The 26044-nt window shown below is 69.8% G+C and carries 24 protein-coding genes and 7 pseudogenes; 15 read left to right on the forward strand and 16 right to left on the reverse strand.

From position 1 onward, the window contains the following. Positions 1–48: 48 nt before the first annotated feature. The 5 genes and pseudogenes from QQK35_RS20710 to QQK35_RS18950 form a co-directional block, all read right to left on the reverse strand. Positions 49–573 (reverse strand): annotated as a pseudogene (locus QQK35_RS20710) (cell wall-binding repeat-containing protein); the annotation flags it as partial. Then, entirely contained in the window at positions 549–1967 is a 1419-nt protein-coding gene (locus QQK35_RS18935) for a cell wall-binding repeat-containing protein (protein ID WP_284255529.1), read from the reverse strand. The pseudogene QQK35_RS20710 and the gene QQK35_RS18935, both read right to left, overlap by 25 nt. 148 nt (positions 1968–2115) lie before the next feature. Further along, on the reverse strand, positions 2116–3186 hold the full coding sequence (locus QQK35_RS18940; RefSeq protein ID WP_284255530.1) for a cell wall-binding repeat-containing protein: 1071 nt from the start codon (positions 3184–3186) through the stop codon (positions 2116–2118). Positions 3187–3296: 110 nt separating this feature from the next. Beyond that, positions 3297–3572, reverse strand: a complete 276-nt coding sequence (locus tag QQK35_RS18945; RefSeq protein WP_284255531.1) for a hypothetical protein — start codon at positions 3570–3572, stop codon at positions 3297–3299. Between the two features lie 115 nt (positions 3573–3687). After that, the gene (locus QQK35_RS18950; protein WP_284255532.1) at positions 3688–4233 is read right to left on the reverse strand and encodes a carboxypeptidase-like regulatory domain-containing protein; all 546 of its coding nucleotides are present in this window, start codon (positions 4231–4233) and stop codon (positions 3688–3690) included. A gap of 228 nt (positions 4234–4461) precedes the next feature. Here QQK35_RS18950 and sufB point away from each other — a divergent pair, with 228 nt between their 5' ends. The 8 genes and pseudogenes from sufB (at position 4462) to QQK35_RS18990 (ending at position 11493) form a co-directional block, all read left to right on the forward strand. Then, positions 4462–5880, forward strand: a complete 1419-nt coding sequence (gene sufB / locus QQK35_RS18955) for a Fe-S cluster assembly protein SufB (protein ID WP_284255533.1) — start codon at positions 4462–4464, stop codon at positions 5878–5880. A 1-nt stretch (position 5881) separates the two neighbouring features. Beyond that, positions 5882–7007, forward strand: a pseudogene (gene sufD / locus QQK35_RS20715) (Fe-S cluster assembly protein SufD); the annotation flags it as partial. 25 nt (positions 7008–7032) lie between these two features. Further along, the gene (locus QQK35_RS18965) at positions 7033–7362 is read left to right on the forward strand and encodes a non-heme iron oxygenase ferredoxin subunit (protein WP_284255534.1); all 330 of its coding nucleotides are present in this window, start codon (positions 7033–7035) and stop codon (positions 7360–7362) included. Continuing rightward, a pseudogene (sufC, locus tag QQK35_RS18970) lies at positions 7359–8137 on the forward strand (Fe-S cluster assembly ATPase SufC). Before QQK35_RS18965 ends, sufC begins: the two are co-directional and overlap by 4 nt. Positions 8138–8139: 2 nt before the next feature. After that, positions 8140–8469 carry a metal-sulfur cluster assembly factor gene (locus tag QQK35_RS18975; protein WP_284251884.1) on the forward strand — a complete coding sequence of 110 codons (330 nt, stop codon included), beginning with the start codon at positions 8140–8142 and terminating at the stop codon, positions 8467–8469. Positions 8470–9102: 633 nt separating this feature from the next. Beyond that, positions 9103–9636, forward strand: a complete 534-nt coding sequence (locus QQK35_RS18980; protein ID WP_284251886.1) for a sensor histidine kinase family protein — start codon at positions 9103–9105, stop codon at positions 9634–9636. After that, positions 9564–10346 carry a sensor histidine kinase gene (locus tag QQK35_RS18985; RefSeq protein WP_284251888.1) on the forward strand — a complete coding sequence of 261 codons (783 nt, stop codon included), beginning with the start codon at positions 9564–9566 and terminating at the stop codon, positions 10344–10346. The genes QQK35_RS18980 and QQK35_RS18985 overlap by 73 nt, the downstream gene beginning before the upstream one ends. A 343-nt stretch (positions 10347–10689) precedes the next feature. Then, positions 10690–11493, forward strand: a complete 804-nt coding sequence (locus tag QQK35_RS18990) for a diguanylate cyclase (protein WP_284251890.1) — start codon at positions 10690–10692, stop codon at positions 11491–11493. On the opposite strand, the gene QQK35_RS18995 is transcribed toward QQK35_RS18990, so the two are convergent. Continuing rightward, complete coding sequence (locus QQK35_RS18995) at positions 11490–12095, reverse strand: hypothetical protein (protein ID WP_284251892.1); 606 nt, start codon at positions 12093–12095, stop codon at positions 11490–11492. The two genes, QQK35_RS18990 and QQK35_RS18995, sit on opposite strands and share 4 nt — an antisense overlap. A 149-nt stretch (positions 12096–12244) precedes the next feature. On the opposite strand from QQK35_RS18995, the gene QQK35_RS19000 reads away from it, so the two are divergent. Then, positions 12245–13837: a glycosyltransferase family 2 protein gene (locus tag QQK35_RS19000; protein ID WP_348534984.1), complete on the forward strand. Its 1593-nt coding sequence runs from the start codon at positions 12245–12247 to the stop codon at positions 13835–13837. 10 nt (positions 13838–13847) lie between these two features. Beyond that, positions 13848–14054 (forward strand): hypothetical protein, encoded by a 207-nt coding sequence (locus QQK35_RS20085; RefSeq protein ID WP_348534985.1) that lies wholly within the window; start codon positions 13848–13850, stop codon positions 14052–14054. Positions 14055–14182: 128 nt separating this feature from the next. Here the strand turns inward: QQK35_RS20085 and QQK35_RS20720 are convergent, their stop codons facing one another. The 4 genes and pseudogenes from QQK35_RS20720 to QQK35_RS19025 all read right to left on the reverse strand — a co-directional run bounded on the left by QQK35_RS20720 (position 14183) and on the right by QQK35_RS19025 (position 16673). After that, complete coding sequence (locus QQK35_RS20720) at positions 14183–14458, reverse strand: winged helix-turn-helix domain-containing protein (protein WP_431311825.1); 276 nt, start codon at positions 14456–14458, stop codon at positions 14183–14185. Further along, complete coding sequence (locus QQK35_RS19010) at positions 14434–15039, reverse strand: response regulator transcription factor (protein WP_431311826.1); 606 nt, start codon at positions 15037–15039, stop codon at positions 14434–14436. Before QQK35_RS19010 ends, QQK35_RS20720 begins: the two co-directional genes overlap by 25 nt. A 1-nt stretch (position 15040) precedes the next feature. Then, positions 15041–16009: a glycoside hydrolase family 6 protein gene (locus QQK35_RS19015; protein ID WP_284251900.1), complete on the reverse strand. Its 969-nt coding sequence runs from the start codon at positions 16007–16009 to the stop codon at positions 15041–15043. A gap of 56 nt (positions 16010–16065) precedes the next feature. After that, positions 16066–16673 (reverse strand): annotated as a pseudogene (locus QQK35_RS19025) (biotin transporter BioY). A gap of 70 nt (positions 16674–16743) precedes the next feature. On the opposite strand from QQK35_RS19025, the gene QQK35_RS19030 reads away from it, so the two are divergent. Then, a complete protein-coding gene (locus QQK35_RS19030) occupies positions 16744–18342 on the forward strand; it encodes an ABC-F family ATP-binding cassette domain-containing protein (RefSeq protein ID WP_284251906.1) in 1599 nt (532 codons plus the stop codon). Positions 18343–18482: 140 nt separating this feature from the next. Here the strand turns inward: QQK35_RS19030 and QQK35_RS19035 are convergent, their stop codons facing one another. The 3 genes from QQK35_RS19035 to QQK35_RS19045 are packed head-to-tail and all read right to left on the reverse strand — an operon-like array spanning position 18483 to position 19827. Next, positions 18483–19307 (reverse strand): SURF1 family cytochrome oxidase biogenesis protein, encoded by an 825-nt coding sequence (locus QQK35_RS19035; protein ID WP_284251908.1) that lies wholly within the window; start codon positions 19305–19307, stop codon positions 18483–18485. Further along, positions 19304–19531 (reverse strand): hypothetical protein, encoded by a 228-nt coding sequence (locus QQK35_RS19040; protein ID WP_284255535.1) that lies wholly within the window; start codon positions 19529–19531, stop codon positions 19304–19306. Before QQK35_RS19040 ends, QQK35_RS19035 begins: the two co-directional genes overlap by 4 nt. Beyond that, the gene (locus QQK35_RS19045) at positions 19528–19827 is read right to left on the reverse strand and encodes a DUF3099 domain-containing protein (protein ID WP_284251910.1); all 300 of its coding nucleotides are present in this window, start codon (positions 19825–19827) and stop codon (positions 19528–19530) included. Before QQK35_RS19045 ends, QQK35_RS19040 begins: the two co-directional genes overlap by 4 nt. A gap of 138 nt (positions 19828–19965) precedes the next feature. On the opposite strand from QQK35_RS19045, the gene fabG reads away from it, so the two are divergent. Continuing rightward, positions 19966–20676, forward strand: coding sequence for a 3-oxoacyl-ACP reductase FabG (gene fabG, locus QQK35_RS19050; protein ID WP_284251912.1), 711 nt, complete (start codon positions 19966–19968; stop codon positions 20674–20676). Here fabG and QQK35_RS19055 read toward each other — a convergent pair. From QQK35_RS19055 to QQK35_RS19065, 3 genes and pseudogenes are all read right to left on the reverse strand, one after another. Further along, positions 20673–21764 (reverse strand): DUF4232 domain-containing protein, encoded by a 1092-nt coding sequence (locus tag QQK35_RS19055; protein WP_284255536.1) that lies wholly within the window; start codon positions 21762–21764, stop codon positions 20673–20675. The genes fabG and QQK35_RS19055 overlap by 4 nt on opposite strands. A 10-nt stretch (positions 21765–21774) precedes the next feature. Next, positions 21775–22409: pseudogene (gene serB, locus QQK35_RS19060) on the reverse strand (phosphoserine phosphatase SerB). A 25-nt stretch (positions 22410–22434) separates the two neighbouring features. After that, positions 22435–23614 (reverse strand): annotated as a pseudogene (locus QQK35_RS19065) (glucose-1-phosphate adenylyltransferase). A gap of 89 nt (positions 23615–23703) precedes the next feature. On the opposite strand from QQK35_RS19065, the pseudogene glgA reads away from it, so the two are divergent. From glgA to QQK35_RS19080, 3 genes and pseudogenes are all read left to right on the forward strand, one after another. Beyond that, positions 23704–24908: pseudogene (glgA, locus tag QQK35_RS19070) on the forward strand (glycogen synthase). Between the two features lies 1 nt (position 24909). After that, positions 24910–25707: an ABC transporter ATP-binding protein gene (locus QQK35_RS19075; RefSeq protein WP_284255555.1), complete on the forward strand. Its 798-nt coding sequence runs from the start codon at positions 24910–24912 to the stop codon at positions 25705–25707. 60 nt (positions 25708–25767) lie between these two features. Next, complete coding sequence (locus QQK35_RS19080; RefSeq protein WP_284251914.1) at positions 25768–26016, forward strand: type B 50S ribosomal protein L31; 249 nt, start codon at positions 25768–25770, stop codon at positions 26014–26016. The last annotated feature ends 28 nt before the right edge of the window (positions 26017–26044 follow it).

A 26044-nucleotide genomic window follows, 5' to 3' on the forward strand; every position in this document is an offset into this window, starting at 1 on the left:
AGAGGCAGTCGGGCTGCGACAGATAGATCGGCCCCCGACGGCACCGGCCAGCGGCGCGCCGGCGAGAGCGTCGGGGAAGTTCGCCCCTGTGGCGAGGAACACCGTCTCCGGGTCGGGGAAGAACTCGGCGCCGATCGCAGCCGCAGCCTCGTACCGGGTGGCACCGGTGTAGCGATGCACGTGCCTCGAACCGCCCATGAGGTCGTCCAGCGACGCCTCGATTCCCGGGCTGACGCTACCCGGACCCCCGGCGATATCGACATCCGTGGTCCCGAGATCGAGCAGAAGACGCCGGGTCTCGGAGTCCAGGGCGGGGAGCAGACCGTTCACGAGGATCACCGGGGCGCCGATAGATCCGGCGGCGGGACCAGCGCTCAACGCGTCCGGGAAGTTGTTGCCGGTGGCGATGAACACCTCGCGCGCGCCGTCCCCGAGGAAGACGCTGCGAGTGATCGATCTCGATGCTGCGAAACGATCGGCCCCACTGAGTCGGAAGACGTCCGACGGCTTCTGCACGTATCCCGTCAACTGCGAGAGCACCGCATCGCTCACCGACGCCGGGCCACCCGCCACGGCGATCTTCTGAGGCCGGAGACGCTGGAGTTCCCCGCCACTGCTGAGGGGATCTGCGTCGGCGATACCAGAAGGAGCACCCCTCCCTGCGCGATCGCCGCCGGGCCTGCGGAAAGGGCATCCGGGTAATTCAGGCCGTTGGCGACGTAGACGATGGGCACGCCGTCATTCGGCACGGACGGATAGGTCTCCTTCGACATCTCAACGGAACCCGTGTATCGATCGCTGCCGGATGTCCTGTACACGTCCAGAGTGCGCGGCATCAGCGCCACCTTGCCCAGATCGGTCACCTGGTTCGGCGACAGCGTGATGTCCTCGCCGTCGCTGAAGTAGCGGGCGCCGCTCCACCATTGCGCGTTGTAGGTACCCAGCGGGTCGATGAACTGGACCCGGTAGGTGCCCGCCGGCAGTCCCTCGTCCTCGACCGTGCCCGTCCCGCCCTCATTCGCAGTGAACTTCTGGAACAGGGTGTAGTAGCCCGCGCTCTGGTCGAGTCGCCAGACGTCGACTTCGGCCTCGTACCCCACCGAGAATCCGCCCGGTTCCGGCGGCATGTTGACCTGCGCCTTGAGGATGCCACCGGCGACTTGAGTGATGTCCTTGCCGACGGCGGATCCGCCGCTCGCGATCGACACGTTCGGCGCGTCGAGTTCGCCGCCATCGCCCCAACACGCCTGCGCGAAGTATCCGATCCCGTTGGCGCAGATGCGGTAGTCGCCGGGCGCGACGCCGTTGAATTCGTAGTGTCCCGTCGCGTCGCTTGTCGTCGACGCGATCTCGGCGCCCGACGAGATGAGCGAGACCTTGCCCTGTCGGGCGACCGGACCGGAGCCGTCGTCGTACGACAGTTGCCCCGAGATCTGGTTCTCGCGTGGGAGGACCTCGTCCACACCACTGACGACCTGCCCGAACGTGACCGTGACCGGCGGTGCCGTGACATCCCCGTAGCGCGTGCTGCTGAATCGGATCGTGTAGGTCTGGGGGTACAGGCGATCGAACCTGTACGTCTGCGTGGCGGGGTCGAATGTCGCCTGGGTGGCTCCGGATGACGCTCCCGAGTCCCATGAGCCGGTGACGATCGCCGAGCTCAGAGGTCCGTCCGACCCGGTGAGATGCCCGGTGATGACGGCGCCGGCCTCGAACTGCAGGTCCAGCCTGACATCTTGTCCGTCCGCGACGTCGACGTTCGACGAGTCCACCGACTGGATCACGTCCGGCGAGCTGCCGTCGTACCTGGCGCTCACGTGGTAACTCCCCGGCAGGAGGCCGGTGATCTGGTACGCCCCCGTAGTGGGGTCGAGGGAGGCGGTTCCGTACCCGCATCCATTCGACTCCGCATTGGCGCCGCAGACGACCAGCGGCTGAATGGCGTCCGGAACGGTCCCGTCGGGCATCGAAATGACCCCATGGATCATCCCCGTCCCGGTGTCGGCGAACGCGGGCCCGGAAGGAACCACGACGGCAACCGCGATGACGAGCGCCGAAGTCAGGGCTGAGAGGGTGCGTGTCATGGATCCTCCACGAGGTCAGGTGGTCGCTCGGTCACGCGGGACAGGGTGTCATCGCCTCGACGCCGGAACCCAGCGAGACCTGCCCTCCGATGAGCCGGATGCTCTGCGCCGCCTGAGCGCGCACCCAGTACTCGACGCTCGCCGGCACACAGTTCGACTCAACCAGATCGATCGGAGCGCGGTCGTGGCCCGCAAGTGCCGCGGCCGAGAGGGCATCGGCGAAGTTCGTGCCCACCGCGAAGTAGACCAGATCAGTGTGTCGGAAGAAGGTGGCGCCCAACTGCGCGGCGTTGTCGTAACGCGTGGAGCCGCCGAAGACCGTCACATGGCTCGGGCCGACAATCCCCTCGAGATCCTCTTGGATCCCGAAGCTCAGGCTGGCCGGCCCGCCGACGATGTCGACGGAGGTCGTGTGCAGGTCATGCAGGAGCGCGGTGGTCGCGCTGTCCAAATGCGAGGCCAGCCCGTCGACGAGGATCACGGGAGCGCTTACCGATCCCGCTGCCGGCCCGGCGCTCAGGGCGTCCGGATAGTTGTTCCCCGTGGCGATGAAAACGGTCGGGGCGCCGTCGGTCCCGAAGGCCGAGCGGGCGACGTTGCGGGAGGCGGCGAAGCGGTCGACGCCGGCCAGGCGTGTCGCCTTGCCGCTCGCCCCCGTGACATAGGCATCGAGCTGATGGAGGACCGCCTCGTTCACCGACGCGGTCCCCCCGACCACGACGATCCGCTGGGGACGCAGCCGCGCGAGTTCAGCGGCGATCGGCGGGGGAATCGCCATCGGCGTCACGAGGAGGATGTCGCCGTCGTCCTTGATCGCGGCCGGGCCGGCAGACAGCGCATCGGGGAAGTTCAGTCCATCCGCGACGTAGACGACGGGGACGCCCGACGCGGGGATGACCGGGAAGCGCTCGTTCGAGACCGCTGCGGACACGGCGAATCGGTCGGATCCTCCGGTTCTCTGCATGTCGATGTTCCACGGCTGCGCCGTGATCGTGCCCAGATCCACGGTGTGGCCTGACGTGACCACGATGTCCGTCGCTCCATCGGCGAACTGTGCACCATCCCAGTACTGGGCACGGTTGGCATTGGTCTGATCGACCACCTGCAGTCGATACGTGCCCGCCGCGACCGCTGAGAAGCCGAACGCCGCGCTCGTATAGGAATCGAGCTCGTCGCCGTAGTCTCCGGTATCGGGATCCCGCCGGAGAAGTCTCACCTGCCACTGCGGGTCGCCGGCGCCGTGGACCTCACCGAGGATCTGCCCCCGCGGACGACGGTCGCATCGATGCCGTCGAGCACCTCGCCCTCGGAGACGGTGACATTGGGCGGGTCGTAGAAGCCTCCGCCTCCGTAGCACGTGAGATCGACGTAGTTCTGCTCTTGAAAGCAGATCGTGTAGCTGTCGGCCCAAAGCCCGTAGAAGTCGTAGCGCCCGTTGACGATCGGCGCCGAGATCTCTCCGCCCTTGTGATTCCAGGCCCATGCCACGCCATCCGGCAGGGGGATGCGACCCCGTTCTCGACGTAGGAGACCGTGCCACCGATGTTGGTCGACCGCGCGAGGGTACGGGACTGGTCGACGAGATCGACGCCTTCCACGACTGTCAGCCCTCCCCATTGCTGCGAGGACCAGCGGTCGGGTGGATCGACCAGGAGGAGTAGCTGCCGGGCGGCACGTCGCTGACCTGCCAGGTCTGGCTCGCGGCATCGAACGAGGCGGGGATCTTGAACGTGGCCGGCGAGGTGCGCCAGAAGAGCGTCACCGTCGTCGTCGCGTCGAGGGGGCCGTCGATGCCGGTGACGGCGCCACTGACGGTGGCGCCCCGAACGAGGCGCACGTTGACCTCTCGGGCGGCGCCGGCGGTGAGGACAACGTCGGGGCCGGTCGGCCCGAACGATCCGTCCCACCTCTCATGACGGACGATCTTCGACGTCCCCCCGTAGTCAAAGGTCAGATCGAACGACCCTGCGGCAAGACCCGAGAAGAGATACCTGCCGTGCACGTCCGTCTGCTGACTCGAGACTCGGCCGAGCGTGACGGTCACCGGTCCGTCCAGCGTCGAACCGTCTGGCGCCGTCACGACACCATAAATCGAACCGGTGCCAGCGTCGGCTGTCGCACTCGCAGCCCCGGACATCGCGCCCGCCATGGCGAGGCACAGGACGGCCAGTGCGCTGATGAGAGCCCGGATGCGAGACACCTTCACTCCTGACGTGGATGAAGAAAAGTTAGCACTCGCACGGCGCGGTGACGGCCGGCTTCTCGGCGCAGCCGGAGGAGCGCCCTGTAGGATCGTGGACAGATCGAACGCAATGGCGCGTGCCACGAATGCCGGTCCGAGCGGAATGGTTCGCAGCGGCAGAGAGAAGGTAACCCCATGTCCGACGTGCTCATCGATCGTCCCGAGCTGGCCGGTCTCGGCCAGTATGAATTCGGCTGGTCCGACTCCGACGCCGCCGGCGCCGCCGCGCGGCGAGGCCTGAGCGACGAGGTCGTCCGGAACATCTCCGCGCTCAAGAACGAGCCCGAGTGGATGCTCAAGAACCGCCTCAAGGCGCTCAAGATCTTCGGCATGAAGCCGATGCCGACCTGGGGAGCCGACCTCACCGGGATCGACTTCGACAACATCAAGTACTTCGTGCGGTCGACCGAGAAGCAGGCCACCAGCTGGGAAGAGCTGCCCGACGACATCAAGGCCACCTACGAGAAGCTCGGGATCCCGGAGGCCGAGCGGCAGCGCCTCGTCGCCGGCGTCGCGGCCCAGTACGAGTCCGAGGTCGTGTATCACCAGATCCGTGAGGATCTCGAGAAGCAGGGCGTGATCTTCCTCGACACCGACACGGCCCTGAAGGAGCACCCGGAGCTCTTCAAGGAGCACTTCGGCACGGTGATCCCGGCCGGCGACAACAAGTTCGCGGCGCTCAACACGTCGGTGTGGTCAGGCGGATCGTTCGTCTACGTGCCGCCCGGCGTGCACGTCGAGATCCCGCTGCAGGCCTACTTCCGGATCAACACCGAGAACATGGGCCAGTTCGAGCGGACCCTCATCATCGCCGACGAGGGCTCGTACGTGCACTACATCGAGGGCTGCACGGCGCCCATCTACAAGTCGGACTCGCTGCACTCGGCCGTCGTCGAGATCGTCGTCAAGAAGAACGCGCGCGTGCGCTACACGACGATCCAGAACTGGTCGAACAACGTCTACAACCTCGTGACCAAGCGTGCGATCGCACACGAGGGCGCCACCATGGAGTGGATCGACGGCAACATCGGCTCCAAGGTGACGATGAAGTACCCGTCGATCTATCTGGTGGGGGAGCACGCCAAGGGCGAGACCCTCTCGGTCGCCTTCGCGGGACCGGGCCAGCATCAGGACGCGGGCGCGAAGATGATCCACATGGCGCCGTACACGACATCGTCGATCGTCTCGAAGTCGATCGCCCGAGGCGGAGGCCGCGCCGGTTACCGGGGCGAGGTCCGCGTCACCGAGGGGGCCCATCACGCCGCCAACACGGTGCGGTGCGACGCACTGCTGGTCGACACGATCTCGCGCTCCGACACCTACCCGGCCATCGACATCCGGGTGGATGACGTGCAGCTCGGCCACGAGGCGACCGTCTCGCGGGTGAGCGAGGAGCAGCTGTTCTACCTGCAGTCCCGCGGCATGCCCGAGGACGAGGCGATGGCGATGATCGTGCGCGGCTTCATCGAGCCGATCGCGCGCGAGCTGCCCATGGAGTACGCGCTCGAGCTCAACAAGCTCATCGAGATGAGCATGGAAGGCAGCGTCGGCTGACGTGAGCACGTACACCGAGACCGAGCCCACCTTCCTGGCCCCGGTCCAGACCCGTTCGGAGCGCTTCAAGAGCTTCGAGCATGCCGACTTCGCCGAGGTCACCGGCTTCGAGGCGGAGTGGAAGCTCACCCCGGTCGATCGCGTTCGCACCCTCATCGACGGCGAGCTCGACGGATCGCCGTACCCCGTGCTGTACCCGGAGGTCGCCGGCACGACCGTCGAGTGGATCGATCGCACCGACACCCGGATCGGCTCCGCCGGCCAGCCGGAGGAGCGCGCGGCCGCGAACGCCTGGACGGCCTTCGAGAAGGCGCTGCACATCGGGGTCCAGGGGAGGTCGCCGACGCGCTGACCGTCACCCGGGCGCAGCTCGGCGACACCCCGCGAGCCGCGCACGTGCTGATCACGGCCGCCGCGCAGTCGCGCGCGCTGGTCGTGCTCGACAGCCGCGGGCCGGCCGCCGTGACCGAGAACGTCGAGATCATCCTCGACGAGGGCGCCGACCTCACGGTCGTCAGCCTGCAGGAATGGGACGACGACGCGCTGCACCTCTCGAGCCAGTTCGCGCGGGTGGGCAAGGACGCGCGATTGAAGCACATCGTGGTGTCGCTCGGCGGGGCGGTCGTGCGGGTTAACCCTCGACGCACCTCGCGGGCGAGGGCTCGGAGGCCGAACTGCTCGGGGTCTACTTCGCCGACGCGCATCAGCACCTCGAGCAGCGCGTGTACGTGCATCACGATGCTCCGCACTCGCGCAGCCGGGTCACCTACAAGGGCGCGCTCAACGGCGACGGCGCACGCACGGTGTGGGTCGGCGACGTGCTCATCGGCCCCCGGGCGACGGGCACCGACAGCTACGAGCAGAACCGCAACCTCGTGCTGAGCGAAGGCACCCGAGCGGACTCGATCCCCAACCTCGAGATCGAGACCGGCGACATCGTCGGCGCGGGGCACGCGAGTGCCACCGGTCGCTTCGACGACGAGCACCTGTTCTACCTGCAGGCACGCGGCATCCCCGAGGACGAGGCGCGCCGCCTCGTCGTGCTCGGCTTTCTCAGCGAGATCGTGCAGCGCATCGGCGAACCGGCTCTGGAGGCGCGGTTGCTCGAGGCGCTCGTCGCGGAGCTGGAGGGGCTCGGACGGTGGCGGCGTCGTGAGCCGGGAGCGCGCGTGCTCGGTCGCCGAGCTCGAACCGGACACGGCCAAGCGCGTCGTGCTGGGCGGGGTACCTATCGCCGTCGTCAAGGACTCGGCGGGCGCGATCCACGCGATCGGCGACACCTGCACCCACGGCGACATCTCGCTGAGCGAGGGATTCGTCGAGGACGACACCCTGGAGTGCTGGGCCCACGGCTCGCAGTTCTCCCTCCTGAGCGGCAAGCCGCTCAGCCTGCCGGCCTATGAGCCGGTCCCCGTCTTCGTCGTCGAGATCGACGGCGACGACGTGTACATCGACCCGGACGTGAAGAAGGACATCGCATGAGCACCCTCGAGATCAAGGACCTCAAGGTCTCGATCGAGACCGATCAGGGCACCAAGCACATCCTCAAGGGCGTCGACCTGACGATCCGGCAGGGCGAGATCCACGCGGTGATGGGCCCCAACGGCTCCGGCAAGTCGACCCTCGCCTACACGATCGCCGGACACCCGCGGTACAAGGTGGAGGGCGGCTCGATCACGCTGGACGGGCAGGACGTGCTCGCGATGACGGTCGACGCCCGCGCGCGCGCGGGGCTGTTCCTCGCGATGCAGTACCCGGTCGAGATCCCCGGGGTCGCGGTGTCGAACTTCCTGCGCACCGCCAAGACCGCGATCGACGGGGAGGCCCCCGCGATCCGCGGGTGGGCAGGCACGGTCACGCAGGCGATGAAGAACCTGCGGATGGACAGCTCGTTCGCGTCGCGCAACGTCAACGAGGGGTTCTCGGGCGGCGAGAAGAAGCGCCACGAGATCCTGCAGCTCGAGCTGCTGAAGCCGAGCTTCGCGGTGCTCGACGAGACCGACTCCGGTCTCGACGTCGACGCGCTCAAGATCGTGTCGGAGGGCGTCAACCGGGCGCATGAGACCACGAACCTCGGCATCCTGCTCATCACGCACTACACGCGGATCCTGCGCTACATCCACCCGGATTTCGTGCACGTCTTCGTCGACGGTCGCGTCGCCGAGGAGGGGGCCCCGAGCTCGCCGAGCGGCTCGAGGACGAGGGTTACGACAGGTATCTGAACGACGGGGCCGCGCTGGCCGGGGAGCAGGCGTAGCCATGCCGACCGCACTGTCGCCCGCGCTCTTCGACCAGGTCGAGGAAGGTCTCAAGGACGTCATCGATCCCGAGCTGGGCGTCAACGTCGTCGACCTCGGCCTCATCTACGACCTGGCCTGGGACGACGAGAACGACGCGCTCATCATCTCCATGACCCTCACCTCGGCGGGGTGCCCTCTGACGGACGTCCTCGAGGAGCAGACCGGCCAGGCGCTGGACGGCATCGTCGAGCGATTCCGGATCAACTGGGTGTGGATGCCGCCGTGGGGCCCCGAGCGGATCACCGACGACGGCCGAGACATGATGAGAGCGATCGGCTTCAGCATCTGACGACGAAGTCGGCAGATGTCGGGCGCCGATGGCGGCCGACCGATCGCTCCTGCGACAGCAGGTAGCGGCTTCAGCATCTGACGGCGAACGCGGGGAGCTCGGAGTCCGGTCCGCCCCCGTTCTGGCCCCACCCCTTCTGGGACCTCGGATCGCTCCGTCCGCCCCGATAACCTGAGTCCATGTCGGCGGGGAGCGACGCGCCCCGTCGCGGCCGCGATCGCGCGCGGCTGCGACGGCGATCCTGGCGAGCCAGATGCTGGTCTCCGCCGCGGTCCTCGTCGTGGTCGTCGCGATCGTCGTCTTCGCACCGGAGGCCCTCACCCAGCCCGCGATCTTCGCCGGCATCGGCCTCGTCTTCGTGCTCACCGGCGTCGCGGCGATGGTGCCGTGGGACCTGATCTCGCGACAGTGGCGGGTGCTGATGCCGGTGCTGAACATCCTGGCGATCGGCGCGATCCGCGCGGCCGAGCCGCAACTGGGCTCCGGTCTCATGATGGTCTTCCCGGTGATCTGGCTGGCCAGGTCGTTCGCGCTGGTCGAGGTGGTCGGCGGCACGAGCCTGGCGGTCGCCATGATCTGGATCAGTCGCGCTCTCTCGCCGACCCCCTGGTCGTCAACGACTTCGCCTCCGTCGTGCTCCTTCCCATCACGCTCGGTTTCGTCTCGACCACGGTGTACGTCGCGGCGCGGCGCTCGCGCGCGCAGTCGGTGCTGCTGCGGCAGCATTCGCAGCTCATCGAGAACGCGCTGGAGCGAGCGCGCCAGCAGCAGCGGCTGCTCGACGAGGTGCTCAACACCGTCGACTTCGGCGTGCTGGCCTTCGACCGGAACGGCCAGGTCACCTTCGTCAACCGCACGCAGCGCCGGTGGCTCGATGAGTTCGGCGAGCCCAAGACCGTGTTCGTGCATCGCGTCGTCTATCAGGCGGACCGAGCCACCCCTATCCGCAGCAGAACCGTCCGTTCGCCCGCGCCCTTGCGGGGCAGGAGTTCGACGGCCTCGTCATCTGGGTGGGCGACCCCGGCGGGCGCCGCGCCGCCTACTCAGTGGGATCGCGGGCGCTGCGTGACGCCCGCGGCGAATACCGCGGCGGCGTGGTCGTCGTCAAGGACGTCACCCGGGAGCTCGACGCCGTCCGGGCGCGGGACGATCTGGTGGGCTCGGTGACGCACGAGCTGCGCTCTCCGCTCACCTCGATCCTCGGGTATCTCGACCTCGTCCGCGACGCCGACCTCGACGACGAGACGCTCGAGCAGGTCGACGTGGCCGCGAGCAACGCCGAGCGACTGCTCGTGCTCGTCAACGACCTGCTGCGCGCCGCGAGCGACGCGGACAAGAACCTGCCGATGTCGTTCGTACGAGCCGACGTGGCGGAGATCGCCCGGGAGTCCGTCGCGTCGCAGCGCATCTTCGCCGAGGACCGCGAGGTCGAGCTCGAGCTCGATGTCCCGGCGTCCGCGACGGCGACGATCGATCCGGTGCGCATCCGGCAGGTGGTCGACAACCTCGTCACGAACGCCATCAAGTACAACCGCGAGTGGGGAACGGTCCAGGTGTCGGTGCGCGAGACCGGCCCCGCGATCACCCTGGAGGTCCGCGACACCGGCCAGGGCATCCCGGACATCGACCTCGCCCGCATCTTCGACCGCTTCTATCGCACCAAGTCGGCCCGCAACTCCACGACCGGCGGCACCGGGCTCGGCCTGGCCATCACGCGCGAGATCGTCCAGCGACATGGCGGCGACCTGTCGGTGGAGAGCGAGCTGGGGCTCGGCAGCACCTTCCGCGTCCGGATTCCGACCGAGCACGTCGCGCCGGATGCGCCAGATCGAGCCATCTCGGCATCCTCGATCGCCCGCCATGGAAAGGCAGCATGAAGCTCGACATCACCACCGTCGCCGCCGTCAGCGGGTTCATCGTGATCCTGTGCGGTGTGACGTTCGTGCTGAATACGACCCTGCGCCGCAACGACGCCGTGGGCCGGATCTGGAGCGTCGCGTTCGTGGCAGGCATCCTCGAGACGCTCGCGTACACGATCGAGGGGCTGCAGCCGTCGGCCTGGTGGGCGATCGCCGTCGGCAACGGGGCCTTCGTGCTCGCGATCGGGATGCTGTGGTCGGGCCACCGTGCCGCGAACGGACGTCGGCCGCTCACCGCGGTGCCGCTCGGCGTCGCGGCACTCGTCGCCGCCGCGGTGCTCGCGCGGGGGCGTCCGCCGGCATGTGGGCCGGCGCGGTCGAGATGTTCGTCGCGGCCGCGGTGCTCGCCGGCCTCGGATTCATCGAGACCCTCCGCGGGTGGCTCAGACGCAGCCTCAACGCCCGGATCGTCGGCATCGCGAGCCTCGTCATGGCGCTGTACTACGCCGCCCGCGCGGTGCTGCTGCCGCTGCTGGGCCCCTCGGACGCGGTCTTCTCCACGGGATTCGGACCGGCGGAGGCCACCCTCGTGAACCTCGGCCTGATCGTCCTCGGGACGGTGAGCCTCTCCATGCTCCAGATGGAACGCTTCCGGCGCCCTGGGCTGAACATCCCATCCGACTCGGAAGCCGACGGACTGCTCGCCGATGACCGATTCCGGACCCTGGCGGAGGTCTGGCTGCGCCGGGCGATGCGCGACCAGACGACGATCGCGCTCGTGCTGGTCGAGCTCGCCAACATCGACGAGATCAACCTGGCCTTCGGGCGCGGGCTGGGGGACCACGCCATCCGGGTCATGGGACGGCTGGCGCTCGGCGACGCTCCCGCCGCGTCGCTGGTCGGACGGCTGAGCCGCCGGCGGTTCGCCGTGCTGTTCCCGATGGACGACGAGGACGACGCGCGCGTCGTCGCCGAGCGCATCAACGGAGACGCTCTCACCTCGCCGATCGACGACGCGGACCGGTTCCGTGTCGCGACCTACATCGGCATCACCTCGACGCGAGCCGCCGGATCGCGCTACGACGAACTGCTCGAGACCGCCGAAGCCGTGCTCGACCTCGCGATCGACTCCGGCCGCCCCGGCACGATCGAGTACGCGGCCTAACGCGCCGGGAAGGTCACGGTGACGCTGTCCGACGCGGTCTCCTTGGCGTACGTCGACGAGCTGGCCCCGGTCTGCAGCAGCAGCTCGTAGACGATCGAGAAGGTCGCCGAGGTGGCCGACGGGGCGACGGGTGGCACGACGAAGGTCTGCGAGTAGCTGAACGGCTGCTTGATGAAGTACCCCGGCGGCACCGTCGACTGGTCGACCTGCGCCGCGGGAGCCGGGAGGGCCCCCTTCGGACCCCGCACCGTCGTCGTCATGGTCACCTTGCTCAGATACACGCCCTGGCCCACGTCGGTGCCGAGCGAGGCGACCGCGGTGAGGCTCAGCGGCTTGTTCGCGTCGGCGTACCACCGGCCGATGTCGAGGGTCGAGAAGTAGGTGACGTCGAGCGTGATGTCGCCCGCCTTGAGGGTCCGCTTCGTGGAACCCGTCTGCAGGTCGTTGTGGACGACGACGATCCGGGTCGACGTCGGCGACGGTGTCGCGCCTCCGGTCGCCGCTCCGCTTTGATCCCAGGGCGGTGTTCCGCACGCGGCGAGCGCCAGCACGAGCGCCGAGCCAGCGGCGACCACGACGATCCCACGTCCCGTCCGCGTCATCCGGCACCCCCGTCCACGACCCCGCTGCGACTTGATCCGATCTTGAGGTGATCTTGCCGGGGACCAGGCCCGGTCCTTGAGGTCGCTGCTGAACACTGACTGTAGCGGCCAGGGACAGACCCGGAACCGCGACACGGGGGATGACAGACATGACGGACACCATCGCGGCGCCCAAGGCGTACGTGACGCGGGTCGAGCCCGACGCCGACAACGACTTCATCGCCTCCGTCGAGGCTCTCAGCGTCCAGCGCGCCACCATCGGCTGCATCATCCCGGCCTACAACGAGGGGGAATCGATCGCCCAGGTGCTGGAGTCGCTGCTCGCGCAGTCACGCGTTCCCGACATGATCCACGTGGTCGTGAACAACACCACGGATGACACCGTCGCCATCGCGAGCGCCTACGCCGGCCCGCACCGCGTCGTCAACGCCGCACGCGAGCAGTTCACCGAGGTCTTCGTCCACGACATCGGCAAGAACCCCGACAAGAAGGTCGGCGCACTCAACTACGGCTTCGAGCTCGTCGAAGGCTGCGACTACCTGCTCGGCGTGGACGGCGACACGGTCGCCGACGCCGACGCGGTGCAACGCCTCGAGGAGGAGATCGTCAGCGACACGCGCATCGGCGGCATCTCGGCGATCTACACGATCGACGACACCCGGATGTCCGGCATGGCGGGCTTCCTGGTCGCCGGCCAGCGCGCCCAGTTCGCGGCCTTCAACATGCAGAACATGCTGCGCGGACGCAACATGGCGGTCCTCGGCGGTCAGTTCTCGATCTTCTCGATGAAGGCCCTGCACCAGGCCATGATCGACAACCACCAGTCCACGCCGTGGGTCAAGGACAGCGAGGTCGAGGACTCGCTCCTCTCGCTGCAGATCAAGAGCGCCGGATATCTCACCAAGATCAGCGCCCGCGCCCGCGCCGACGTCGGCGGCATGACCACGCTGCGCGGCCTCGATGCCCAGCAGGTCAAGTGGAACTTCGGAGCGATCGAGCTCATGTGGCCCGGTCAGCGCGGCGACACGAAGGGCCAGCCACTGCATCCGAACCTCCGCCTGCGCTGGCTCGAGAACCTGTCGATGCTCATCAACGGCGTCACGCGTCTGCTGTTCGTCCTGCTGCTGGTGGGGTCGCTGTCGATCCACGCGTTCGTGTTCGAGCCGATCTGGCTGATCGCGCCGGCCGTCGCGATCCTGCTCAACCTGCGCATCGCGCTGTCCATGCACCGGCGCGACGCGAAGGACATCCTGTTCGCCGCGCTGTTCGTCCCGTCGGAGATCTACATGTGGATCCGGCTGGGCCACTTCGTGCGGGCGTGGAGCAAGTTCCTCAGTCGCAAGCAGGTCGACAACTGGGCCGCCCAGGCCAAGGCGGAGCGCGGCTCCGGCAGCGCGTTCATCGCGCCGGCGGTCATCGCCGTGCTCGTCATGGCCGTGCTCGTGCTCGGGTGGTTCCTGCTGCCGGTGATCATCCAGTCGTCGATCCTCTGGGTCGGCTGGCCGATCCTGGGGTCATCACCGCCGTCCAGACGGTCGGGATGCTGTTCAAGCTCCTGCGCCGCCAGCGCGGATACCGGGTGTGACCGCCATGACCTACATGCACATCGACGAGGCGATCGTCGTGCGACTCCTGCGGGAGCTCGCGGGCGACGTCCCGGCCGGCGTGCGCTTCCTGACCGACTTCGTTCGGGCGTGGGAGGGCCGGGTCGCCCGGCTCCTCGACGCGGCCGAACGACGTGACCCCGAGGACGTGACCACCGTGTTGCTGAGCGTTCGCACTGCGAGCGGGATGCTGGGAGCCACGGCTCTGTCTTCGGCCGCGAGCGATCTGGAGCACCGGATCGCCGCAACCCACCAGGTGGACGGACCCGCCGTCCGGCGACTCGTGGAGGTGGGCACCGCCTCCTGCCACGAACTGGCCGACCTGGCCCACCGACTGGAGGCTGCGCCCGCCTGAGAACCCGATCCGTTCGCCGCGACCCCCGACGCGGCCCGCCGAATCTAGACGGCGGTGACGACTTCCATCCCCCTGGGTCGTCGGACGGAGCTCAGGCGGGGCGGCCTCCCGTCAGCGTCCTCCGGACGTCAGTCGTCGGCGGCGGTGAGGCGGTATCCGACGCCGCGCACGGTCTCGATCCAGCGTGGCGTGGCGGAGCTCTCACCGATCTTCTTGCGCAGGTTGCCCATGTGCACCTCGATGCCGCGCTTATCCGCCTCGCTCACGAAGTGGCTCGTCACGTAGCTCTCGCCGCGCAGCAGGAGCGCCAGATCCGCCTTCGTGCGCACCCGCCGACCCGACTGCATGAGCGCGGCGAGCAGCTCGAACTCCGACCGGGTCAGCGGGATCTCCTCGTCGTCCACGCGCACGATATGCATCGGCAGGTTGAGCCGGAGGCCGTTGTGCTCGATCCAGCCCTCTGCATCGTCCCGCACAGCCGATCCCGACGCGACGGGCGTCCCGTCGGTCTCGGCGCCCGGCTGCACCGGTTCGGTCGACGCGTCGTCAGCGGGGAGAGCGCGGAGGATCCGGCGACCGAGGCCGGGTCGTCGGGGGAACCGAGCGTCCGCGGACGCCGCAGCATCGCCTCGATCCGAGCGCGCAGTTCGCGGGGCCGGAACGGCTTGGTGATGTAGTCGTCGGCGCCCGCCTCCAGCCCCTGCAGGGTGTCGATCTCCTCGTCGAGAGCGGTGAGCATCACGATGTAGGTGGAGCTGAAGGCCCGGATCCGCTTCGCGGTCTCGAAGCCGTCGATCCCGGGCATGTTGACGTCGAGGGTCGTGACGGTCGGGCTGAACGCGCGCACCGCCTCGATCCCGTCCAGCCCGTTCGACCGGGCGACGACCTCGAATCCGCCCTGGGTGAGGACGGTCTCGAGCAGGTTGCGGATGTCGTCGTCGTCCTCGATCACCACTGCCACCCGACGTGCGTCGCGTTCGGCCATCTCAGTCTCCTCCTGCGATGAGCGCTCGCGCGCCATCCGGCCACCATCGCCCGGCCGCCGGACCGCCGTTGCAGGCGCCGTCGCTCTCGCCCGGGTTCTTGACCCACAGCGTCGCATCCAGGTGCGTTCGATCCTCGACGACGCGCGGCGGGTCGCCGAGCCCGCGACCGGGCGGATTGCACCACGCCTGGTCGGGCGCGGGCCCGTTGCCGTTGCGCGAGGTGTCGATCACGTAGTGCGCGCCGCCCAGCGCGGCGCTGATGGCCTCGTCGTACCTGCGCTCCGCGGCGGTCGTCTCGAAGTTGGAGACGTTGCTCGCGAACCCGCGCACCCGGTCGACCCCGGCATCCCGGAGCAGGCCAGCCATGAGCGCGGGATCGAGCCAGCCGGAGTGACCCGCGTCCAGATAGACGACGGCGCCCGTCGGGGCGAGCAGACCGACCGCGTCGCGCAGCTGCGCCACCCGCGCCGACCGATCGTGGCACTCGGCGGTGAGGGCGAGCGCATCCGGTTCGACGACGACGAGGGTCTGCGCCGTCAGCGAGCGTGCGATGGCCCGGAGCCAATCGCGGTATGCGGCGTCATCCGCCGTTCCGCCGGCGGACTCCTGCGCCTGGCAATCGCGGTGCGGGATGCCGTAGACGACGAACACGGGCCACTCGCCTCCGCGCCGGGCGGCATCCACGATCCCACCGACGTATCCGCCCACCTCGGACGCACCATGCGCCTCCGGGGTCAGCCAGATCGCGGCGGGCTCACGGCCGATCGGGCCGAAGGAGGGATCGCGACGGGCGGCGAGCGCCGCGCTCGAGGCGGGATCGACGTAGAACCGCGCCTCATGCAGCGGATTGGCGGAGGTCGCGCGCGGCACCGTCGCGGAGAAGACCGCGACGCCGGCGAGCCCGAGGAGAACGGCCGTCAGCACGCCGATGACGAGGCCGACCGCGACCCGACGGGGCGTCTCGGTCATGCCGTCGCCCTCGTCACGCCGAAGCGCCCACCGTGCACCGCCCCCCCGTAGGTCGCTCAGGCCGAGCGATGGTTCTCGGCGCGGTCGCTCATCCTCCAGGCGAGGGGCAGGATCACCCCGGCGACCGCGGCCTTGATGGCGTCGCCGAGCAGGAAGACCAGGAGCCCGTTCTGGAGCGTGAAGCCGACCGGGTCGGCCTGGTGCACGCCGACGGTCAGGTAGAGCCAGGGCAGTCCGAACAGGTACATGACGGCGGAGCCGGCCAGGAAGGCGACGACGGTGCCGTACCAACGGCGGTCCCAGCGGCGCGCGGCGAGCCAGCCCACCAGTCCGGCCGCGAACAGGAACCCGACGATGTACCCCCGGAGGCCAGTGCGAACAGACTGCCGTGGGCGCCGCCCGTGAAGATCGGCAGTCCGGCCACACCGAGCACGAGATACAGCGCCATCGACAGCGCGCCGCGCACCGGCCCGAGGGCCGCACCCACGAACAGGACCGCGAACGTCTGACCCGTGATGGGTACCGGCCACAACGGAATCGCGACCTGCGCCAGCAGCGCGACGAGGCCGGTTCCGCCGACCACGAAGATCGCGCTCGTGATCCACGACCGAGGGACCACGCGATCGGCGAGGACGGGACGGCGGACGGGCGCTGCGATGGTCATGCGGCTAGGCTAGCGGGCTGGCCCACGTCGGCCTCATCAACCCTCCCCACCAAAGAACCGGAGTCCTTCTGTGCTCGCCGTGCACGACCTCGAGATCCGCATCGGGGCACGTCTGCTCATGGAGGACGTGACGTTCCGCGTAGACAAGGGCGACAAGGTCGGCCTCGTCGGCCGCAACGGCGCGGGCAAGACGACGCTCACCAAGGCGCTGGCCGGCGAGGCCCAGCCCACGGGCGGCACGATCTCCCGCAGCGGTGAGATCGGGTACCTGCCGCAGGATCCGCGGTCGGGTGATCCGGAGGACACCGCACGCACCCGCATCCTCGACGCGCGCGGCCTCGGGCGCCTGGTGACCGACCTCCGCACCGCGAGTCTGGCGATGGCCAACCCGGATCCGGCGGTCAGCGAGGCGGCCATGGCGCGCTACAGCAGGCTCGACGATCGCTTCGTCGCGCTCGGCGGGTATGCGGCCGAGGCCGAGGCGGCCGCGATCGCGTCGAACCTCGCGCTGCCGGACCGGATCCTCGACCAGCAGCTCAAGACCCTCTCCGGAGGCCAGCGGCGCCGCATCGAGCTCGCGCGCATCCTGTTCTCCGGCGCCGAGACGATGATCCTCGACGAGCCCACCAACCACCTCGACGCCGACTCCGTCGTCTGGCTGCGCGAGTTCCTCAAGGGCTACCAGGGCGGCGTCATCGTGATCAGCCACGACGTCGACCTCGTCGAGGAGACGGTCAACAAGGTGTTCTACCTCGACGCCAATCGCGCCGTTCTCGACGTGTACAACATGGGCTGGAAGCACTACCTGCGCCAGCGCGAGGCCGATGAGGAGCGCCGCAAGAAGGAACGCGCCAACGCCGAGAAGAAGGCGACCGCGCTGCAGCTGCAGGCGGCGCGATTCGGCGCCAAGGCGACCAAGGCGGCGGCCGCGCATCAGATGGTCGCGCGCGCCGAACGGCTGCTGGCCGGCCTCGAGGAGGTGCGCGCGGTGGATCGGGTGGCGAAGCTGCGCTTCCCCGACCCGGTCGCGTGCGGGCGCACGCCGCTCACGGCATCCGACCTCTCGAAGTCGTACGGATCGCTCGAGATCTTCACCGCGGTCGACCTGGCCATCGACCGCGGGTCCAAGGTCGTCGTGCTGGGGCTGAACGGTGCGGGCAAGACCACCCTGCTGCGGATCCTCGCCGGCATCGACCGGCCGGACACCGGCGCGGTCGAACAGGGGCACGGGCTGCGGATCGGGTACTACGCCCAGGAGCACGAGACCATCGACGTGAACCGCACCGTCATCCAGAACATGATGAGCGCCTCGCCGCAGCTCACCGAGACCGAGGCGCGCAAGGTGCTCGGTTCGTTCCTGTTCACCGGGGATGACGGCCACAAGCCCGCCGGCGTCCTCTCCGGCGGCGAGAAGACCCGTCTCGCGCTCGCGATGATCGTCGTGTCGGGCGCGAACGTGCTGCTCCTCGACGAGCCGACCAACAACCTCGACCCGGCGTCGCGCGAGGAGATCCTCGGCGCGCTGGCCGGCTACACGGGCGCCGTCGTGCTCGTCTCGCACGACGAGGGCGCGGTGGAGGCGCTCAACCCGGAGCGTGTGCTGATCATGCCCGACGGGGTCGAGGACCACTGGAACCCCGACTACGCCGACCTCATTTCTGTGAGTTAGCGCGCCGCCGCTCCTGCGGCGCGCGGCCGCTGCGCGGGACGAGCGCGGTCGCCCCGCTTCGCTGGGTCAGTTAGCGCGCCGCCGCTCCTGCGGCGCGCGGCCGCTACGCGGGACGAGCGCGGTCGCCCCGCTTCGCTGGGTCAGTTAGCGCGCCAGCTAGTCCGGGTTGCGGTCGAGGACCGCGTCCTCGTAGTCGGCGTCGTGCGAGGGGCGGCGCGACCGCAGGGCGACCGCGCGCTCCTCGGCCGACATGGCGCCGAGGCGCTTCTCGCGGCGGTAGGCCCAGACCAGGCCCACGACGGCGAGCAGCGCGAACACGATCCACTGGATCGCGTAGGAGAGGAACGGCCCCGGATCGGCCACCGGCTCGGGCTCCGCGACGGGCCGGCTCGTCGCGGGGGATCCTCGCGCGTCATCGTGCCGTACGCGCCCGTGTACGTGTCCGCGCCGGTTGCGCGGGCGATCTGAGGCAGATCGATCGAGGCGATCTGGCCCCGCGGCGAGGTGCGGCCGGGCAGGTCGGGCTCGCTCTGCTGCAGCCGCACGACGACCGACACGTCACCGGACGGCGGCGCGGGCACCTGCGGCACATCGCCCCGCGCGGGAATCGGGAGCCAGCCGCGGTCGACGACGAAGATCCGGCCGTCGGGCAGGCGCAGCGGCACCAGCACCTCGAATCCGGGGTTGTCGTTGCGCGCACGATCGCGTACGAGCAGCTGCTGGCCGGGCAGGTACCGCCCGTGCAGCGTCACCTCGCGCCACTCCAGGTCGTGCCGCCAGGAGTCGAGGCTCGGCAGCGCCTGGTCGACCGGCACGGCGGGCTTGGACCAGTTGATCGAGATGAGCGTGTTCTCGGCCGTCCGCTCGGCGTTGCGCGACCACTGCCACCAGGAGAGGACGCCGCAGGCGATCGAGAAGACGACGACGAGGGCGACGTAGCCGCCCCAGCGTCGGATGCCGCTCACGCGCGATCCGGCACGACGTCAGCCACGACGTCGAGCGCGGTCACGACCACCGGGAACCCGCGCGAGGCGAGGTACCCCTCGAGGTGGTCGCGGTGGGCGTCGCAGGCCAGCCAGACCTTGACGCGGTCGGGGGAGTGGGGATTGCGCCAATTGACCCGCCAGGACGCCGGCTCCCGGCATCCCGCGCTCGAGCACTGGGTGGGCGCCTCGCCGCCGCCGATCACCGCATGTCCTCGTGCTGGCCGCCGGCGCCCGCGCCCGACCCCACCGGCACGATCCCGCCGGGTCGCTCCACAGCGGCAGCGCGGTCGGTGTGCACGTTGTTCGCGATGACCACCGCGAAGTAGGGCAACGCCGCGGCCGCGATCGCGGGGATGAGGCGCCACCAGCCCGGGACGAACAGCACCGCGATCAGGCAGATCACCCGGACGGTCATCGCCACCGCGTACTTGATCATCCGCATGTGCCGCTCGTGATCCGGCGACGGCGGCAGCTCGGTGATCGAGACGGTCTTGGCCATGGGCTTGAGCGTTAGCCTACGCTCGCGCGCTGGAGCTCAGAGCGGAGGTCCTTTCGGACCTCCGCCGCGACGCCAGCGCCGACGGCCGTCTCGGCCGTCGGTTCCGGGCCGGGTTCCTCGGCTCTAGGCTGGCTCACCGTGACCACACCTCGCACCGTGCTCGTGACCGGCGGCAACCGTGGTATCGGCCGCGCCATCGCGGCGGAGTTCGTCGCCCAGGGTCACCGCGTCGCGGTGACTGCGCGCTCCGGCGAGGGTCCGGAGGGTGCACTCACCGTTCGCGCCGACGTCACCGACGGCGCATCCCTGGATGCCGCGTTCGCCGAGGTGGAGAAGCAGCTCGGCCCCGTCGAGGTGGTCGTCGCCAATGCCGGCATCACCCGGGACACGCTCGTGCTGCGGATGAGCGACGAGGACTTCGACACGGTCGTCGACACCAACCTCGGCGGCGCGTTCCGCGTCGTCAAGCGCGCCTCGAAGGGCATGCTCAAGGCGCGGTTCGGGCGGGTGATCCTGATCTCGAGCATCGTCGGCCTGTACGGCAGCCCCGGCCAGGTCAACTACGCCTCGTCGAAGGCCGCCCTCGTCGGCATGGCGCGTTCGCTCACCCGCGAACTCGGGGCGCGCGGCATCACGGCGAACGTGGTGGCGCCCGGCTTCATCGAGAGCGACATGACCGCCGAGCTTCCCGCGGATCAGCAGGCGGAGTACATCAAGACCGTGCCGGCCGGACGGCCCGGACGCGCCGAGGAGGTCGCGAAGGCGGTCGCCTGGCTCGCGTCCGACGACGCCGGCTACATCTCCGGAGCCGTCATCCCCGTCGACGGCGGCCTCGGGATGGGGCACTAGCCCGACGTCGCCGGCGCCGCGTGCCAGGCCTGCACCGTGACCGAGGTGCCCTGCACGACGTCGAAGGCGCCCGACGGGATGCTCAGCTCGCGCCCGCCCGCGTCGATCCGGAGCACCAGCTCGCGCGCGAGGGTCGGATCACCGGATCCGGCGCCGGCATCCCATCCGATGGTCGCGAGGGCGGTCGCGTCGGGCGCCAGAGTGACCGGCGTCGCGCCCGGGTCGGGGTCCATGAACGAGCGGCCCGGCGCCACGGAGGCCGCGACCGCACGGCCCCGCGCGTCCCGGAAGCCGACGGCCGGATAGCCGTCGAGGGTGCACGTCGCGGTGGAGGAGTTGCGGATCTCGATCGCGAAGTGCCGGTGCCCGAGCGCAGCGTCGCCCCCCGTGGACGCGAGCACGAGTGCGTCCGGCGGGCAGGTCGTCGACGCGAGGGCATAGACGTTATGGGGCAGCGGTGCCGGGGAGAAGGTGACGGGCGGAGACGGCGTGGGGGAGGGCGTGGCCGGCGGCGAGGCGGCGGCGTCGAGCGCGGCGAAACGCAACGGCCCGCCGACCCCGGCGGCGACCCCCGTGACGAGGGCGGCGACGAGAGCGACGGCCCCCGTCGCGATCCCGGCCGCCCGCAGCGGACCGCGGTCGCGCGACCACCCGGCGACGAGGGCGGGCGCCCATCCGAGCACCAGCCCCCACGCCTGCGTGCCGAGATCGCGGGCCACGTCGGCGGCGGGATAGGACACGCCGAGTCGCGGCGTCTCGCCGATGATCGTTCCGACGCCCATGACCGCACCGACGATCAGGGACCCGACCGCGGCGGCCAGCCAGACGACCGGCAGGCGCGCACCGCCGCGGGTCAGCAGGGCGGCGCCGGCGATCAGCGCGCCCAGCAGCACCGCCCCGGCTCCCACCGTGATCTGCGGCCAGGGCACCGGCAGCTCGCCGATCCGCGCCAGCGGACCGGGCACGATGACCTGCTCGAGCCAGCCGAGCGGCCGGGCGCCGATCGGCACGGTGCCGAGAAGCGCGGTCGCCACCCAGAGGACCGCCGTCAGCACGCCCGCGGCGATCGCCCGTCCGACGGTGATCACGTGCGGCCCATCAGCGCAGCCCCATCAGCGGCAGCAGCCGCGAGAGGTCGCGGTCGTCGAGCAGCACGTCGGCGACGTCGCGCACCGGCGCCTTCGCATCGAACCCGATCGACAGGCCGCACAGCGCCATCATCGGCAGGTCGTTGGCGCCGTCGCCGACCGCGAGAGTCTGATGCAACGGGATGCCCGCCGCGCCCGCCCACTCGCGCAAAGCGTCGGCCTTGGCGGTGGCATCCACGATGGGCGGGATCACCCCACCCGTCAGGCGGCCGCCCGCGACCTCGAGTCGGTTGGCCCGCCAGTGGTCGAGCCCGAGCCGGGCTGCGAGCGGATCGATGACCTCGTGAAATCCCCGGAGACCACGGCGACGAGGCCGCCGGCGCCCTGCACGGCCGCGATGAGCTCCGGAACCCCGCCGGTCACGCGCACCCGTGAGGCCACCCGGTCGATCGCGGCCTCCTCGAGTCCGGCGAGCGTCGCGACCCGTTGCCGCAGCGAGTCGGCGAAGTCGAGCTCCCCGTTCATCGCGCGGAAGGTCACGTCGGCGACGGCATCCAGCGAGCCGGCCTCCTCGGCGAGCAGCTCGATGACCTCGTCCTCGATCAGCGTGGAGTCGACGTCGAGGACGACGAGGAAGCGCGACATGCGTTCCTCTCGTAGTCGGGACGGGCTACTCGACCAGGATGCCCTTGCCGACGACCGTGATGCCGCTCTGGGTGACGGTGAAGCCGCGCGCGAGATCCGCCTCGCGATCCACGCCGACGGTCGCCCCGGGGCTCACCACGACGCCCTTGTCGAGGATAGCGCGACGCACGATCGCGCCCTCGCCGATCTGGGAGCGCTCGAACACGACGGTGTCCGTCACGACCGCCCCCGACTCGATCGACACCCAGGTGCCGAGCACGGAGCGCTCGAGGTGGGCTCCGGAGACGACGCAGCCGAGCGAGACGATCGAGTCGATGACCTCGCCGAGCGCGCCCCGGCTGTCCCGCACGAACTTGGCCGGCGGCGAGTTGAGCTGCGACGAGAAGATCGGCCACTGCTCGTTGTAGAGGTTGAAGATCGGCAGTGCCGAGATCAGGTCCTGATGGGCGTCGAAGAACGAGTCGATGGTGCCGACGTCGCGCCAGTAGAAGCGATCGCGCACCGTCGATCCCGGTACCTCGTTGCGGTTGAGGTCGTACACCCCGCGTCGCCGCGCTGCACGAAATCGGGGATGATGTCGCCGCCCATGTCGTGGTTCGAGTCGGCGCGCAGCCCGTCTCTCTGCACCGCGTCGATGAGCACGTCGGCGTCGAAGACGTAGTTGCCCATGGAGGCGAGGACCTGATCGGCTGCGTCGGGGAGGCCCACCGGGTCCTCCGGCTTCTCGAGGAACGCGCGGATGTGATCCGGCCGCGTCGGGTCGACGTCGATCACCCCGAACTGGTTCGCGAGCTCGATCGGCTGGCGGATCGCCGCCACCGTCACGCCGCTGCCCGACTCGACGTGCGCCTCGATCATCTGGCTGAAGTCCATGCGGTACACGTGATCCGCGCCGACGACCACGACGATGTCGGGCTTCTCGTCGCGCAGCAGGTTGAGGCTCTGCAGGATCGCGTCGGCCGACCCGGAGAACCAGCGCTTGCCCAGTCGCTGCTGCGCGGGCACGGAGGCGACGTAGGCGCCGAGCATCGGGGCAGTCGCCAGGTCGTCGAGACGTGGCGGTCGAGCGAATGCGACTTGTACTGGGTCAGCACGACGATCTGCCGCAGCCCCGAGTTGACGAGGTTGGAGAGGGCGAAGTCGATGAGACGGTAGCCCCCGCCGAACGGGACCGCGGGCTTGGCCCGGTCGGCCGTCAACGGCATCAGGCGCTTGCCCTCGCCGCCGGCGAGAACGATCCCGAAGATCTTCTTCGACGCCACGACCCCACAGTAAGGCCGGATACCCTTCCCAGGTGCGCGTCGATGTCCTCACCCGTGAATATCCACCGGAGGTTTACGGCGGAGCCGGCGTGCACGTCGCCGAGCTGGTGCGCGCTCTCCGACTCGACATCGATACGGTCGTGCGCTGCTTCGGCGCGCCGCGCGACGAGCCGCACACCTACGCCTACCTGGTGCCGCCGCAGCTGATCGGTGCCAACCCGGCGCTCGCGACGCTCGGCATCGACCTCCAGATGGCCCAGGATGCCGGCGACGCCGACCTCGTGCATTCGCACACCTGGTACGCGAACTCCGCGGGGCGCATCGCGCAGCTGCTGCACGGCATCCCGCATGTCGTCACCGCGCACAGCCTCGAGCCGCTGCGGCCGTGGAAGGCGGAGCAGCTCGGAGGCGGTTACCGGGTGTCGAGCTGGATCGAGCGCGGCGCGTTCGACGCGGCCGACGCCGTGATCGCGGTGAGCGCGGGCATGCGCGGCGACATCCTGCGCAGCTACCCCGAGGTGGACCCGGCCCGCGTGCGCGTCGTGCACAACGGCGTCGACCCGCAGCTCTGGCACCGCGATGAGGATCCCGAGGCGGCACGCGCTCTGGGGCTCGATCCCGATCGCCCGAGCGTCCTGTTCGTCGGGCGCATCACCCGTCAGAAGGGCCTGCCCTATCTGCTCCGCGCCGCGCGCAGCCTGCCGCCCGAGGTGCAGCTCGTGCTGTGCGCGGGTGCCCCCGACACGCCGGAGATCCTCGCCGAGGTGACCGCGGGGGTCGAGGCGCTGCAGGCGGAACGCACCGGCGTGGTGTGGATCGACCGGATGCTGCAGCGCCGCGAGCTGGCCGTGCTGCACTCCGCGGCGACGACGTTCGTGTGCCCCTCGATCTACGAGCCGCTGGGCATCGTGAATCTCGAGGCGATGGCGTGCGGCGCCCCCGTGGTGGGCACCGCCACCGGGGGATCCCCGAGGTGGTGGACGACGGCGTCACCGGCCGGCTGGTGCCCATCGAGCAGGCCGATGACGGCAGCGGCACACCGCTGGACCCCGACCGCTTCGTCGCGGACCTCGCGACCGCACTCACCGAGGTCGTGGCCGACCCGGCGTCGGCGCGGCGCATGGGCGAGGCCGGCCGGCGGCGCGTCGAGTCGGAGTTCAGCTGGACGACCATCGCCGAGCGCACCCGTGCGATCTACGACGAGGTGCTCGGAGCCGGGGCGACCACCACCGCTTAGGCTGGCTGATCATGCCCCCGTGCTCGGCCTCCACGATCTCACCGTCGTCCGCGACGGCAAGTCCATCCTCGACGACGTGTCGTGGGAGGTGGAGCCGGATCAGCGCTGGGTCGTGCTCGGCCCGAACGGCGCGGGCAAGACCACGCTGCTGCAGATCGTGTCGGCGAACGTGCACCCGAGCTCCGGCTCCGCGACGATCCTCGGCGAGACGCTCGGCCGGGTCGACGTGTTCGACCTGCGGCCGCGGATCGGGTTCGCCTCGACGGCGCTCGCCCGACGCATCCCGGCGAACGAGGCGGTGCTGGATGTCGTGATGACGGCGGCCTATTCGGTGACCGGGCGGTGGAACGAGGAGTACGACGACGTCGACCTGCGCCGGGCGCGCCGCGTGCTCGCCGAGTGGCGGCTCGAGCACCTCGAGGGGCGTCTGTTCGGCACGCTCAGCGATGGCGAGCAGAAGCGGGTGCAGATCGCCCGCTCCGTGATGACGGATCCCGAGCTGCTGCTGCTCGACGAGCCGGCGGCCTCGCTCGACCTCGGAGCGCGCGAGGAGCTGCTGCAGCTGCTCGGCGCCTATGCCACGGCCCCGCAGAGCCCCGCCATGATCATGGTCACCCACCACGTCGAGGAGATCCCGCCCGGTTTCACGCACGCGCTGCTGCTGGCCGACGGCCGCATCCGCGCCGCCGGTCCGATCGCCGAGATCCTCACCGAGGAGCACCTGAGCGAGGCATTCGGCGTCCCGCTCGTCGTCGCGACGAGCGAGGACGGCCGCTTCTCGGCTCGCGCCCGCTCGTAGTAGACTCATCCTTCGGCCGTTCGGCCCGTACGCTTTCCATCTCCATCCCGAGGTATCGCCATGAAGTCCGAGATCCACCCCGAGTACGCTCCGGTCGTCTTCCGCGACCTGGCCAGCGGTGAGACGTTCCTCACCCGCTCGACCGTCACGAGCGAGAAGACCATCGAGCTGGACGGCGAGACCTACCCGGTCATCGACGTCGAGATCTCGTCGGCGTCGCACCCGTTCTACACGGGCAAGCAGCGCATCCTCGACAGCGCCGGCCGCGTCGAGAAGTTCAACTCGCGTTACAAGGGCTTCGGCAAGTAACCGCCCGCGCCGGGCTCCGCGCCTGGCG

Source organism: Pseudolysinimonas kribbensis, from assembly GCF_030161895.1.
In the GTDB taxonomy this organism is placed as follows: Bacteria; Actinomycetota; Actinomycetes; order Actinomycetales; family Microbacteriaceae; genus Pseudolysinimonas; species Pseudolysinimonas kribbensis.

Coding starts and splice junctions, on each gene's coding strand:
- QQK35_RS19000 (WP_348534984.1), top strand. CDS start 12,245: ATGACGGACACCATCGCGGCGCCCAAGGCGTACGTGACGCGGGTCGAG.
- QQK35_RS19015 (WP_284251900.1), bottom strand. CDS start 16,009: ATGACCGAGACGCCCCGTCGGGTCGCGGTCGGCCTCGTCATCGGCGTG.
- QQK35_RS19080 (WP_284251914.1), top strand. CDS start 25,768: ATGAAGTCCGAGATCCACCCCGAGTACGCTCCGGTCGTCTTCCGCGAC.
- QQK35_RS18990 (WP_284251890.1), top strand. CDS start 10,690: ATGTGGGCCGGCGCGGTCGAGATGTTCGTCGCGGCCGCGGTGCTCGCC.
- QQK35_RS19045 (WP_284251910.1), bottom strand. CDS start 19,827: ATGGCCAAGACCGTCTCGATCACCGAGCTGCCGCCGTCGCCGGATCAC.
- QQK35_RS18995 (WP_284251892.1), bottom strand. CDS start 12,095: ATGACGCGGACGGGACGTGGGATCGTCGTGGTCGCCGCTGGCTCGGCG.
- QQK35_RS18935 (WP_284255529.1), bottom strand. CDS start 1,967: ATGCCCGACGGGACCGTTCCGGACGCCATTCAGCCGCTGGTCGTCTGC.
- QQK35_RS18975 (WP_284251884.1), top strand. CDS start 8,140: ATGCCGACCGCACTGTCGCCCGCGCTCTTCGACCAGGTCGAGGAAGGT.
- QQK35_RS19010 (WP_431311826.1), bottom strand. CDS start 15,039: ATGGCCGAACGCGACGCACGTCGGGTGGCAGTGGTGATCGAGGACGAC.
- sufB (WP_284255533.1), top strand. CDS start 4,462: ATGTCCGACGTGCTCATCGATCGTCCCGAGCTGGCCGGTCTCGGCCAG.
- QQK35_RS18950 (WP_284255532.1), bottom strand. CDS start 4,233: ATGGCGGGCGCGATGTCCGGGGCTGCGAGTGCGACAGCCGACGCTGGC.